We start from the raw sequence: 12421 nt of genomic DNA on the forward strand, positions 1-12421 counted from the left end.
AAGTGACCTGAAGACGTTTCAGGCATGCGGTGACTTCGGCAGCTCTGCGACGAGGCGGGCGCCGCTGGTGGCGTCGGCCGCGTACAGGCGACCTCCGTAGCGTTCGGCGATGTCCCGGGCGATCGCCAGGCCCAGACCGGCGCCCCCGTGGCGGCGATCGCGGGCCTCGTCGACACGAGCGAAGCGTTCAAAAACCCGTTCCCGGTCGGCTTGCGGGATGCCGGGGCCGTCGTCGTGGACCTCGACTCGAACGAGGCCGGGCTCGGGTTCCGTGACGGTCACGTCGATGCGCTCGCGCGCGTACCGGGCGGCGTTGTCCAGAAGGTTCTTCAGCATTCTGCCCAGTTCTTCCTCGCGCCCGATGACCAGCGCGGGCCCATCGGCCACCACGGCGAACCGCTCGTCGGGCGGCACCCGGTAGCGCCGCTCACCGACCAGTTCCTCGGCGATCGCGGCTATGTCGACCGGCTTCCCGCGAGCCGGTGCCGTCCGTTCCAGGCGCGCGAGCAGCAGCAGGTCGTCGGTGAGCTGCTGCAGCCGCTCGGTTCCGGTGCGCAGCACCTCGGGGTCGACAGCGGCGCCGTGCGTGGCGGCGACCTCGGCGGCGTTGCGCAGGCCGGCGAGCGGGCTGCGCAGCTCGTGCGCCGCGTCGGCGACGAACCGGCGCTGCCGCTCGGCCGCGTCGGCGAGCCGGTCGAGGGTTTCATTCATGGTGGCGGCCAGCCGGGCGATCTCGTCGCCGGTACGCGGCTGGGGCACCCGGCTGCTCATGTCCGCGGCGGTGATGTGCGCCAGCTCGTCGCGCATCCGCTCGACCGGGCGCAGCGCGCGTCCGGCGGCCCACCAGGCGACCATGGCGACGAACAGGATGGCGGCAGGAAGACCGAGGCGCAGCCAGCGGTCGACCGGGGCCACGGCCGCCTCCGCGTCCAGCGGAGAGATGAGCAGGTAGACGGTCGCGCCCGAGGGGCTGACGTTGTAGGTCACCAGGGTGACCTCGCGACCGTCGAGCTGCCCCGGTGCGCCGCTGCGGGCGGGTCGCAGGCGGACGTCGACGCGGCTGAAGAAGGACTCATCGAACTGTGGTGCGATCGCGGGGAAGGTCAGACCACTTTCCCGTACGTAGTAGGCCAGTTGATTCTGCGCCAGCAGCACTTTGCCGTGCTCGTCGACCACCGCGAAGCTGATCCCCATGCCGTAATAGGGAAACTCGTACCACTCGTCGTATCTGCAGCGCGCGGGATCCTTCTCGATATTGCATTCCGCTCGGCTGGTGGCCAGCGCGCCCCCGTCCGCGTTGAGCCTTGCCGCAGGCGTGTCGTAGGTCGAGGCGATGGCGCGGGCCTGTGACTGCGCGGTCGCGACGGACCCCGTCACGCTGTTCGCGTGAATCACCTGGCGCAGCCAGAGCGCCCCGCCCCCGAGGCACAGTGCGGCCGCCAGCGCCGCCGCGGCCGCGGCCCGAACCCGGACCGGCAGCTGCGGCCTAGGCACGGGCGTCGACCAGTCGGTAGCCGGCGCCGCGGATCGTCTCGATGCTCAGCAGGCCGAACGGCACGTCGATCCGGCGACGCAGGGCCCGGATATAGACCTCGACGATGTTCACATCGCCGTCGTAGGCCGCATCCCACACCTCGTCCAGGATCTCCGCCTTGGTCACCACCGTGTTGGCCCGGCGCGCCAGGCAGGCCAGGACCGAGAACTGTTTGGCGGTCAGGATGATCGGGGTCGGCCCGCGCGAACAGACCCGCTGCGCCTGGTCGACGACCAGATCACCGACCTTCAGGCGCGCCGGTCGGGGCTCACCACCCCGGCGCAGCAGGGCCCGTACGCGGGCCAGCAGGACGACGTACGAAAAGGGCTTCGTCAAATAGTCGTCCGCCCCGGTGTCCAGGGCCTCCGCCTCGTCGTACTCGCCGTCCTTGGCGGTCAGGACCAGCACCGGCGTACTCACCCGGGCCTCCCGTAGCCGGGCGCACACCTGATAGCCGTTCATCCTCGGCAGCATCAGATCCAAGATGATTGCTTGATAGCCCTCGCTCAGGGCCAGTTCGAGCCCGATGCTCCCGTCATGAGCCACATCGACGGTGTAGCCCTCCGCGGTCAGGCCGCGACGCAGGGACTCGGCCAGTTCACGCTCGTCTTCCACGATCAGCAGCCGCACCGGGCCATCCTGCCAGCTTCCGGCCGCCCGAACCTGAAGTCCTGTTCAGCTTGCCGAGGCATGCGGACCTGCCGCGATCCGGCCACCGATCGACCTCCGGAGGTAACCCAGAGTCCGGCCCGGTCGCGGCGGCGTCACGACGGGGCGCGGAGAACGCAATGTCGCGCAGAATGCGGAGTGTGAAGCGAGTTGTGGTCGTCGGGTGTGGGGGATCCGGGAAGACCGTGCTCGCCCGGCGGCTCGGGGAGCGGCTGGGGCTGGCCGTGACCAGCCTGGACTCGCTCTACTACGGGGTGGACTGGCAGCCCGCGGAGGCCGGGGACTTCGCCGCGGCGCAGCGTGAACTGGTGGCCGGTGAGCGGTGGATCGTCGAGGGGAACTACGCCTCGACGATGGCGATCCGGCTGGCTCGGGCGGACACCGTGGTCTTTCTCGACCTGCCTGCGCCGGCCTGTCTGGCCGGGATCGTCCGGCGCAGGCTGCGCTATCGGGGTGGCCGGCACGCCGACGGGGTGCATGACCGGATCAACTGGGCTTTTCTGCGCTATGTCGTGGGCTATCGGCGGCGGATGCGGCCGCGCGTGCTGGCCCTGGTCACCGACCATGCCGGGCACGCCGAGTTCGTCCGGCTCACGTCACATCGGCAGGCCGATCGCTGGGCGGCGGGCTGAGTCGCGATGCCGGGCCGGCCGCCGGGTCAGCCGCTCGGCAGGAGGGTGAGCAGCTTCTTGAAGACGACCGACTGACCCGGGCCGGTCGGCATGGTGACCAGCGCGCGCCACGCCGCGTCGAGGGCCGCGGCCCGTTCGGGTTCCGGCAGGGCGGCGGTGAGTTCCAGGGACAGCAGGGCCCGGTCCTCGGGGTCGGGCACGGACCGGACCGCGTTGAGCTGCTCGGCGTCCGGCCGGAGCCCGACGAGGGTGCGCGCGCGGACCGTGGCGTCCCGGATGCCGGTGGCGGCCCGCACCGCAGTGGCCAGCTGCGCCGGGTCGAGGCGGGGCGCGATCTCGGTCAGCGCCTCCCCGAGGAAGACCTCGTCCCCGATGGTGAGCACCACGTTGAAGGCCGCACCGACCTGTCCACCCATGAAGGACGTCAGATAGTCGATGCTGCGGGCGATGTCCCATGGCGCGGTCTCCGGGCTCATCCGCCCCAGGAGTTCGGCGGCCTGGCCGGGGGTCAGCCGTGGAACACGGAACATCCCTGTGTCGAGGTGCGGCAGGATCGTCCGTACCGCGGGATCTTGAAGGTTTTGCGGAAGGTAGGGGATCACCTTGACCAGGGCGTGCATCGGAAAGCCGAGACGCTCGGACGGCGGGAACGGCTCACCGAGCCGGGCCGGCGCGACCGCGGCGGCGAACACGGCGGCCACCTGGGCCGGGGTCGCGAAGGGCGCGATCGCCGCGAAGTTGGAGTTCATGCCGCGCGCGTAGGCCGCCTGTTCCGCCGCCAGGAGCGCACTCACCTGATCGTGGCCGGCGAGCGGCAGCAGGTCCGTCAGGTCCAGCAGGTTCCATGGTTTCACCTGGGCGTCCATGGCCGCGACGGCAGCCGCCACCGAGGCCGCGATCGCCGCCGTCCGCCGCGGCGCCGGCAGGTGCGGGGCCACCCGGGCGAGCAGCACGCTGCGGATCCCGTCGTCGCGGACGTCGGCGACGGCCTCGGCCAGGGCGGCGAGTCGCGTGGCGTCGAGGAGCGGGGCCAGCCGCCCGATGACGGCGCGATACTCCGCCGGATCCGCGCAGACCGTCGCCGGCAGCGTGCCGAGCTGTGCCGCCGAGAGATGTTCGCCCAGGTGGATCAGAAGAGACGGGCTTCGGGCGATCAGCCGGTCGAGCTGACCCGGCTCCAGATAGGGGATCAGGGCCGGCAGGTCGAACTCCGCGTGCCGCTCCAGCCGGACGAGCAGCCGCTCGACCGCGGCCGCCCGCTCCACGCCGGACAGATGTGGCAGCAGGTCGATCAGCGTGTAGTAGTCGAGCGGCCCGGACCTGATCCGCTCGACCTGAGCCGGCGTCGCCTGCTTCAGAACCGCCGACAGCACCCGGCCGCGCTGGTACCCGTCGGTGAACGGCACGTCCAGCACCGCGTCGAGCCGCTCGACCGGAAGCCGCGGCACCAGCTCGGCCAGGGCCGAGGCCCGGCTCCCCTCGTCGGCGAGGTCGGTCGCGAAGGCGAGGAGGTCGTCGAGCGTCAGTGGATCGCCAGCCACAGTGCCACCGCCAGGAACCACAGGTTGGTGCTGAGCAGGTAGATCCGCTCGGCCAGCCCGAAGATCCCCCGCAACGGCCGGGCCAGCAGCGTGACCACCACCCCGAGCAGCGCCACCGCCGCCGTCCACCGCAGCACCACCAGGAAGATCCCGAGAGAGTCCGGCGTGAAGCTCCGCAGCGGCCCGGTCAAGTCGGCGATCGCGAGGTAGACGAACGTGAACGACGCGATCGCCAGGACCAGGTGGATCCGCCCGGTCATGGTCGGCCGGGATCCCTCCAGATCGGTCGGGAACAGCGCCATCGCCAGCCGGGTCACCGGGATGAGCAGCAGGAACATGTAGTCGACGGCGGCGAACGGGCCCTGGCCGAGGCCGTCGGCCAGCGCGCCGGTCAGGGCCAGGACGCCGAGGCTGTTCGCGATGACCGCGAGCCGGAACAGTCCGGCGGTCGGGCCGACGCCGTAGTCACTGACCGCGTCCCGGACCAGGTCGTACTCGGTGCGCCGGACGTGCAGGGCGACGAAGATCGCGAAGTAGGCGAGGAGCAGGACGGCGGCGATGACTGCCAGGAGGGACGCGGACAACGGTGACAGCCTCGAATCGGTAAGCGCGCAACGACGGAAGCCGATTTTAGGCTCCCGCGGCGCTCCCGTGTGGGGTAGGCATGTTCCATGACCGCATACCGGATCAGCCGTCGACGATTGTTCGTGTCCGCCGGGGCCGGTGTCCTGGGCCTGGCCGTGGTCAACACGGTGAGCGCGTGTTCGACGTCCTCCCCGCCGTCCCGGCCGGTGCCGACGGCCGGCGGGTCGCAGCCCTCGGCCGAGCCGCTGCCCACGTCCACCGCGCTGCCGACCGGGTGGAACCGGGTCAACCTCAGCTACGTCTCGGCGTACCTGCTGCTCCGGGGCAAGGAGGTGGCGATCGTGGACACCGGCACGCCCGGCTCGGAGTCCGCGATCGAGGACGGGCTGAAGGCCGCCGGCAGTGGCTGGTCCGCGGTGAAGCACGTCATCCTCACCCACTACCACGATGATCACATCGGTGGGCTGAGCGGGATCGAGCCGCAGGTCAAGGCCACGTTCTACGCCGGCTCGGTGGACCTCGGCAACATCATCTCGGACAAGCCGCTGAAGCCGCTGAACGAGGGCGACGAGGTCTTCGGGCTGCGGATCGTCGACACGCCCGGGCACACCCGCGGCCACATCTCGATCTTCGAGCCGGGGACCGGGACGCTGGTCGCCGGGGACGCGCTGCGCACGCAGAACGGGCTGGAAAGCTCCGACCCGCAGTACACCACGGACCAGAAGCTGGCGACCGCCTCGGTGAAGAAACTGGCCGGGCTCGACATCAAGGCGATCCTGCCGGGGCACGGCGAGCCGCTGACCGCCGGCGCGAAGGAGGCCTTGCAAAAACTGGCGGCGTCCCTCTGACCCGAGGTCCGCCGCCAGCTCACGCTGCGCTTCTCAGCGCTGTTTCTTGAGCTTTTGTACGGCGGTCCGGGTGATCGCCTCGAGCTCGTGCTGGTCCGGCACCTCCAGGTTGGCGAGCAGCACCGTGAGCGCCACGCCCCGCACCGAGACGGCGATCATCTTGCCGTGCACGGTGGTCCGGGGGCTGTTCAGGTCGACCTCGAAACGTACGCCGGCAGCCTTGTTCCCGAACTTCGGCACGTCCAGCGGGTACGTCGCCATGTGCAGCGCGTCCGGCGACCCGGGCTTGCCCTCGTCGTAGGTCGGGCAGCGTCGCGGCGCGTCCGCGACACCGGCGACCACGTCCCGGGCGGCCCGGTCCCCGGCCGGGTTGATCGCCTCGATCAGCACCGGCCCGGTGTCGCCCTTCATGAAGGCCACCCGAACCGTCCCGGTGCCCTTCGTCGCCTGGTCGCTGGGCTTGGGCAGCGGGTTCTTGACCGGATCGTGCGGCGGCGGCGCGATCGGGTTCGCGAGCGGCGTGCCGGGCGGCGAGACGGCGATCCGCGGGCTCGGGTGCACCGGAAGGCCCGGCCCGGTCGGGTTCCCCGGCGCGACCGGCCGGTCCGGGACGCCGGGGCCGGGTTGCGCCGGCGGCTTCTTGTCGCAGGCCCCGATCTGCGAGCCGGTGTCGCTGAACGCCTTCAGCGCGTCCGGCATCGGCACGTAGCCCTGGGGCAGGTCACCCGCCGCCAGCAGGGCATCCGTCAGGTTGCCGGGCTTGGGCTTGCCGGGTGTGGGCTTGCCGGGTGTGGGCTGGCCTGGCGTGGGCTGGCCTGGCGTGGGCGTGCCGCCCGCGTCGGCGACGAGCAGCGACGGCTCGACGGCATCCGCCATCAGCTGCGCCAATGCGGTGTTCCGGGCCGGCGTCCAGGTCGGGCTCGCGGCGTAGGCCCGGTGCGTGTGGGCGATGTCAGCGGTCAGCGCGGCCGCACCGGTTCCCGCGGAGACCAGAAACGCCAGCGGCAACCCTAGTGCCATTTTGACCGATTTATGCCGAATCATCTGCATTCGCCCACCATAACGGCGCCCCAACGGGACGACGGCTCCCTTCCCGGGATTCCGCCAGAACCAGCCCCTCGGGTCGCGGAAGCGAACGGGTGGCGCCGCTGGGGACGGAGACCGCGGGCGGGCGGCTCAAGACGTACGTTAAATGTGGTTTTTGGAATGGTTTGGGGTGGGACGATCCCAGGATGGAGCAGGACGTGCTGGCGGCCCCGATCAGCGGGCTGACCTCGAGCGAAGCCGCCGCCCGGAAACGGCGCGGCGAAGCGAACACACAGGTCAAAGGCGGCTCGCGAAGCTACGCGGAGATCCTGCGGACGAACGTCTTCTCGTTCTTCAACATCATCCTGTTCGTGATCGGCGTCGCCCTGCTGACCCTGCAGCGATACAGCGACGCCCTGATCAGTGTCGGACTCGGCCTGATCAACGCGATGATCAGCGCGGTCCAGGAGATCCGGGCCAAGCGCAAACTGGACCGGCTCCAGCTGCTGGACCGGGGCGCGATCGTGGTGATCCGCGACGGCGCCGAGCTGGAGGTCCAACCCGAGCAGGTGGTGCGCGGCGACACCATCAAGGTCGCGGCCGGCGACCAGATCGTCGTCGACGGCCCGCTGCTGGACGGCGGCCGGGTCGAGGCCGACGAGTCCCTGCTGACCGGCGAGTCGGACCCGATCGCCAAGGAACCTGGCGATGATTTGCGGTCAGGCAGCCTCTGCGTCTCCGGCGAGGGGTACCAGCTGGCCCGGGACGTCGGGGTGAACAGCTACGCCGGCCGGCTGACCGCCGAGGCGCGCCGCGCGACCACCGACCGGACACCGCTGCAACGCCGGATCGAGTTCATCGTCCGGCTGGTGATGGTCCTGACCACGCTGATGAGCGGCGCGATCCTGGCGCAGGCCGCGATCGAGGGGTTCACCCTGCTGCGGGTCGTGCAGATCACCGCGGTGCTGTCCGGGCTGGTGCCGTACGGCCTGTTCTTCCTGATCGCGCTCGCCTACACGGCCGGCGCGGTCCGGATCGGCCGGGCCGGCGCGCTGGTCCAGCAGGTCAACGCGGTCGAGTCGATGAGCAACGTCGACGTGGTCTGCACCGACAAGACCGGCACGCTGACCACCGGGCACCTGGCCGTCGACGAGATCCTGCCGATCGGCGAGCGGGAGTACGCCGAGGTCGCGCACGCCCTCGGCGGCCTGGCCCACAACGTCTCCACGCCGAACCTGACCGCCCTCGCGCTCGCCGCCGAGCTGGCCGGCCCGGTCTGGGAGGTCCGCGACGAGGTGCCGTTCGCGTCGTCGCTGCGCTGGTCCGGCCTGGTCACCGACGAGGACACCTGGGTGCTCGGCGCCCCGGACGCGCTGGCCGCGCGACTGCGGAAACCGCTGCCCCCGGACGCGGTCAGCGGGCGGACCGGCCGGGGCCTGCGGGTGCTGCTGCTGGCCCGGGCCGAGGAGACCGGCGCGCCGCTGCGAGGCGCCGACCAGAAGCCGGAGCTGCCGATGCTGGAGCCGTACGGCCTGGTCGCGCTCGGCGACGAGCTCCGCCCCGAGGTCACCGAGACGGTCCGGAAGTTCCGCGGCAGCGGGGTGGACCTGAAGGTGCTCTCCGGCGACGACCCCCGGACCGTCGCGGCGATCGCCGACCGGGCCGGGATGGACGCCGGCGTGCCGGTCCCCGGCGCCGACCTGGACGAGCTCGACGACGCCGAGCTGGACGCGGTCGTCGCCCGGACCACGGTGTTCGGCCGGGTCGCGCCCGAGCACAAGGAGCGGATCGTCCGCTCGCTGCGGCGGCAGCGCCGGTACGTCGCGATGATCGGCGACGGCGTGAACGACGCCCGCGCGCTCAAGCAGGCGCACGTCGGCGTCGCGATGCGCAGCGGCAGTCCGGTGACCCGCGACGTCGCCGACATCGTGCTGGTCGACGACTCGTTCGCGGTGCTGCCCCCGGCCCAGGAGGAGGGCCGGCGGATCATCAACGGGATCGGGATGTCGCTCTACGTCTTCATGGCGCGGGTGGCCAGCCAGGGCCTGGTGATCCTGGCGGTGACGATGCTCGGGCTGGGCTTCCCGTACTCGCCGACCCAGGTCGGGCTGACCCTGTTCACGGTGGGGGTGCCGACGTTCTTCCTGACGTTCTGGGCGAAGCCGGTCGCGCCGGACAAGCGACTCTTCGCGAGCATGGCCCGCTTCGTCCTGCCCACCTCGATCATCACGGCGGGCGTGGGCACGACCGTCTACACCCTGCTCTACGAGGTGATCTCGCTCGGCTTCAGCTCCGGCCGCACCCCGGCCGAGGTGATCGACCAGTTCGAGCGCTACACCGGCCTGCGGTACGGCACCGACACCGACTTCGCCACCGCGTCCGCGACGATCGCCGCGCAGACCGGCCTGTCCACGTTCTTCTGCTTCGCGTCGTTCATCATGATCCTGTTCCTGGCCCCGCCGAACCGCGTTTTCGCCGCCTGGACCCCGATCACCGATGACAAACGCCCCGCGTTCCTGGTCGGCGGCCTGATCCTGGCCTTCCTGGCGGTCCTCAACGTCCCGGCCCTGTGGACCTACTTCGGCCTGATCGGCCCGGCCCTCCCGGTCGCCGCGATCGTCCCGCCCGCCCTGCTGATCTGGTTCCTGGCCCTGACCGCGGCGTTCCGCTTCAAACTCCTCGACCGAGCCCTCGGCGTCCACAACCTCCACCGCTAAAAGATCAAACCCTTGCTTGGGTACGACGTGAGCCCCGCCCCGCGCTTGTCCGCCGCGCTTGCCCGCCTCGTCTGCTCGCCTCGTCAGCCCGGCGCGGCTGCCGAGGTGGGGCGGACCCCGCGGCTCTCGAAGACCTCTTTCGCGGCGAACGTGGCGTTGAGCGCGCGCGGGAAACCGGCGTAGACGGTCGTGTGCAGCATCGCCTCGACGATCTCATCCGGAGTCAGGCCGACGTTGAGCGCGGCGCCGACATGGACCTTGAGCTGCGGTTCGCATCCGCCGAGCGCGGTCAGGACGCCGATGGTGACCAGCTGACGGGACCGGGCATCGAGGCCGGGCCGGTCGTAGATGTCGCCGAACGCGAACGCCGCGACGTGGTGGCCCAGCGCCGGGGAGACCCCGGCGAGCGAGTCGATCACCGCGGTCCCGGCGTGGCCGTCAATGGCGGCGAGAACGTCCAGGCCGTGGTCGCGCCGGCCGAGGTTGCCGGGGCTGGTGACGTCGTGCTGTGCGGTACTCATGGCTGGGTCGATCCTCCGTAGGTCGCGATCTTGTACTCGGTGGCGGCCAGCGCCAGCTGGATCTGGGCGAGCTGGGCCCGCAGCGTGTCGCGGTGCTCCATGAGCAGGTCGAGCCGGTCCGGAATGGTGCCGTCACCGCGGTCGACCAGCTCGACGTACTGACGCAGGTCGCTGATCGGCATCCCGGAGGTGCGCATCCGCGTCACGAACACCAGCCGCCGGACCGCCGGGGCACCGTAGACCCGGTGCCCGGCCGGATTACGCGGCACGGTGACCAGACCGGCCCGCTCGTAGTACCGCAGCGTGTGCGCACTCACGCCGACATGCCGGGCCGCCGTCGCGATGTCCCACTGCCGACCCTGATCGTCGATGACCAGGTCTTGCAGAGCCTCGACGGAAACCCCGCCCGGCGGGTCGACGGCAAGCCGCAACGCCTCCGCCAACTGCTCGTTCACGTCCATGGCCCCGACGGTAGAGCTTCGAGCGCACTCCAACGCAAGTGCGGGCGAGGTCAAGGGCGTCGCTAGATTCGAGGTCCGTAAGCCGGAACCACCGCGCGGCCGGCCAGCCCCGATCGGCAGGTGTCATGAAGGTCCCTACATCGCTGATCGGCTGCCACGTCGACCGGATCGCGTTCGACTACCAGGTCCGCCTCAACCTCTCGGCCCTCGACCCCGACGAGGGCTACCGGGTCGACGCCGAACTCGTCATCGAGACACCCTTCCTGCTCTGCGATCGCGCCGGCGAATGGCACGAACTCGACCCCGGCACCGGCTCGGCCCTCGGACCCGCCCTGGACCTCTTCCGACGAACCGTCACCACCGTCGAGATCCGCGCCAAAGGTGCCCTCCACCTCACCTTCGATGAAGGGTTCCAGCTACACGCCGGCCCGCACCCCGAGTACGAGTCCTGGAGCCTGACCGGGACCGGCGTCGAGCCGATCACCGTCGGCCCCGGCGGAGAAACCGACTGGCAGCTTCCCTGAACGCCGGTCCCGCCGACCTCCGGTACTGGGCCTGACCAACGTCGTTCCTAGCCGGCGTTGATCTGTAGATGGACTGGTCGTCAGAGGTTGTCGAGGCTGAAGTGCATGTTTCCGGTGCGCGGCTTGATCGCGTACCTGTGACGGACAGCGCTACATGTCACCGGCCAGCAAGGACAGTTGTCACCTAACGGCCGGTCTTGCGGCGTTCCGCAGGTGCCGACTCGGCGCGAGCCTCCGTAACCCTTGCGCAGTGTGACGGGTCCCCGCATGCCAACCGCGGATCGCGGCATGAGAGTTGAACAGGTAGCCCACAGTTTGCCTCTGCTACCTACGTTATTCGACCGACTATCAAGGCGCGTCGCGGCTAAGGCGACTTGGCGATAGGCCGGCGCTGCCAAATCGAGGACAAGTCTCTCCGGGAGCCGTAAAATTCCGGTGTGCCGAGATACAAACCAGAGCAGTGGTTCTGCTTGGAGAGCTGCGATTCCGATGAATCGAAGCGGCAGGTTAAAATTACCGAAGACAAGTATCAATATATTAGAATTAAAGCCAAGCAAGATATGGCAGCAAATTGGGAGTTTGAGTTCAAGTTCCCACCTGGAATGCATGTCTCCAGGGGTGAGGCCAAGAGCCAGTGCTGCTTAGTGGAGCTTCTCGACTGGATCAATTCCAAGGGCGCCATTCCTGCAAAATCGAATCCGAAGCCGACGCTTGTTCGAGTTAAGGCAGACGAGTCGTGGATGGGGGGCGCCCGGACTGCGGTTGAGTCGACCCTCAACCGGCTGGTTGATGAATTTTTGGATAATCCGTACCTGCACAGAGTTGAGCACTCCATCCACATGCGCCTGTACGAGGCACTTCTAGACGGAACCGAATTCGGCAGACCCTGCCATATAGGCGACTCGGCATATCGCACAACCTTGCTTCACAAGGAGTGGCCTGAAACGATTCCGCGGCCCGATAAGAAAGGGAGGGGGAACTTTGATCTGGCCATCTTGGCTCCGAACCAGTTGCAAGAAGCGACGTTGCCACAGTTTGTTGGCGGTCACATTGCAGCTGCTATCGTTATCGAAGTCGGGCTAAATTACGGATTCAGTCATCTTGATGATGACCGCAAAAAGCTCTTAAATAGTGAGGTTGAAGCGGGATACCTTCTGGATTTGCGTCGTATTGGAACTCCCGACGAGAGCAGCATTGCTCTCGCGCGCAAACCGAGCGCATCCATTAAGACCGCGCTTGGTCATTACATGCGCGCAAGTCAATCAATACGCGAGTATGTTTGATAAATATCTTCACCTCGGGTAGCGACTAACGAACATGCCACGACGAGACTCGGCTCGAACAACCTCTCATCAAGCAGATC

General features: G+C 69.2%; 12 protein-coding genes. 5 read left to right on the top strand and 7 right to left on the bottom strand.

Going from position 1 to position 12421, the window contains the following annotated elements:
* Positions 1–18: 18 nt before the first annotated feature.
* Positions 19–1395 carry a cell wall metabolism sensor histidine kinase WalK gene (locus L3i22_RS10355; protein ID WP_255658100.1) on the bottom strand — a complete coding sequence of 459 codons (1377 nt, stop codon included), beginning with the start codon at positions 1393–1395 and terminating at the stop codon, positions 19–21.
* 91 nt (positions 1396–1486) lie between these two features.
* Positions 1487–2164 (bottom strand): response regulator transcription factor, encoded by a 678-nt coding sequence (locus L3i22_RS10360; RefSeq protein ID WP_221326742.1) that lies wholly within the window; start codon positions 2162–2164, stop codon positions 1487–1489.
* A 179-nt stretch (positions 2165–2343) separates the two neighbouring features.
* Here L3i22_RS10360 and L3i22_RS10365 point away from each other — a divergent pair, with 179 nt between their 5' ends.
* Positions 2344–2835, top strand: a complete 492-nt coding sequence (locus L3i22_RS10365) for a topology modulation protein (protein WP_221326743.1) — start codon at positions 2344–2346, stop codon at positions 2833–2835.
* 26 nt (positions 2836–2861) lie between these two features.
* Here L3i22_RS10365 and L3i22_RS10370 read toward each other — a convergent pair whose 3' ends face one another.
* Complete coding sequence (locus L3i22_RS10370; RefSeq protein ID WP_221326744.1) at positions 2862–4376, bottom strand: hypothetical protein; 1515 nt, start codon at positions 4374–4376, stop codon at positions 2862–2864.
* Positions 4358–4960 carry a DUF998 domain-containing protein gene (locus L3i22_RS10375; RefSeq protein ID WP_221326745.1) on the bottom strand — a complete coding sequence of 201 codons (603 nt, stop codon included), beginning with the start codon at positions 4958–4960 and terminating at the stop codon, positions 4358–4360. The genes L3i22_RS10370 and L3i22_RS10375 overlap by 19 nt, the downstream gene beginning before the upstream one ends.
* An 87-nt stretch (positions 4961–5047) precedes the next feature.
* Here L3i22_RS10375 and L3i22_RS10380 point away from each other — a divergent pair, with 87 nt between their 5' ends.
* A complete protein-coding gene (locus L3i22_RS10380) occupies positions 5048–5809 on the top strand; it encodes an MBL fold metallo-hydrolase (RefSeq protein WP_221326746.1) in 762 nt (253 codons plus the stop codon).
* A 33-nt stretch (positions 5810–5842) separates the two neighbouring features.
* Here L3i22_RS10380 and L3i22_RS10385 read toward each other — a convergent pair whose 3' ends face one another.
* Entirely contained in the window at positions 5843–6829 is a 987-nt protein-coding gene (locus L3i22_RS10385; protein WP_221326747.1) for a hypothetical protein, read from the bottom strand.
* 212 nt (positions 6830–7041) lie between these two features.
* Here L3i22_RS10385 and L3i22_RS10390 point away from each other — a divergent pair, with 212 nt between their 5' ends.
* Positions 7042–9552, top strand: a complete 2511-nt coding sequence (locus tag L3i22_RS10390; protein ID WP_221326748.1) for an HAD-IC family P-type ATPase — start codon at positions 7042–7044, stop codon at positions 9550–9552.
* 83 nt (positions 9553–9635) lie between these two features.
* Here the strand turns inward: L3i22_RS10390 and L3i22_RS10395 are convergent, their stop codons facing one another.
* Both L3i22_RS10395 and L3i22_RS10400 read right to left on the bottom strand, forming a co-directional pair.
* Entirely contained in the window at positions 9636–10073 is a 438-nt protein-coding gene (locus tag L3i22_RS10395) for a carboxymuconolactone decarboxylase family protein (protein ID WP_221326749.1), read from the bottom strand.
* Entirely contained in the window at positions 10070–10534 is a 465-nt protein-coding gene (locus L3i22_RS10400) for a MerR family transcriptional regulator (RefSeq protein WP_221326750.1), read from the bottom strand. Before L3i22_RS10400 ends, L3i22_RS10395 begins: the two co-directional genes overlap by 4 nt.
* A 125-nt stretch (positions 10535–10659) precedes the next feature.
* On the opposite strand from L3i22_RS10400, the gene L3i22_RS10405 reads away from it, so the two are divergent.
* A complete protein-coding gene (locus L3i22_RS10405) occupies positions 10660–11058 on the top strand; it encodes a DUF6188 family protein (protein ID WP_221326751.1) in 399 nt (132 codons plus the stop codon).
* Between the two features lie 437 nt (positions 11059–11495).
* Positions 11496–12341, top strand: a complete 846-nt coding sequence (locus L3i22_RS10410; protein ID WP_221326752.1) for a hypothetical protein — start codon at positions 11496–11498, stop codon at positions 12339–12341.
* Positions 12342–12421 lie beyond the last annotated feature (80 nt).

This window comes from Actinoplanes sp. L3-i22 (genome assembly GCF_019704555.1).
In the GTDB taxonomy this organism is placed as follows: Bacteria; Actinomycetota; Actinomycetes; order Mycobacteriales; family Micromonosporaceae; genus Actinoplanes.

What these genes read in the sequence shown, in the direction of transcription:
- L3i22_RS10380 (WP_221326746.1), top strand. Translation starts at nt 5,048, where the DNA reads ATGACCGCATACCGGATCAGCCGTCGACGATTGTTCGTGTCCGCCGGG.
- L3i22_RS10385 (WP_221326747.1), bottom strand. Translation starts at nt 6,829, where the DNA reads ATGGCACTAGGGTTGCCGCTGGCGTTTCTGGTCTCCGCGGGAACCGGT.
- L3i22_RS10390 (WP_221326748.1), top strand. Translation starts at nt 7,042, where the DNA reads ATGGAGCAGGACGTGCTGGCGGCCCCGATCAGCGGGCTGACCTCGAGC.
- L3i22_RS10395 (WP_221326749.1), bottom strand. Translation starts at nt 10,073, where the DNA reads ATGAGTACCGCACAGCACGACGTCACCAGCCCCGGCAACCTCGGCCGG.
- L3i22_RS10400 (WP_221326750.1), bottom strand. Translation starts at nt 10,534, where the DNA reads ATGGACGTGAACGAGCAGTTGGCGGAGGCGTTGCGGCTTGCCGTCGAC.
- L3i22_RS10405 (WP_221326751.1), top strand. Translation starts at nt 10,660, where the DNA reads ATGAAGGTCCCTACATCGCTGATCGGCTGCCACGTCGACCGGATCGCG.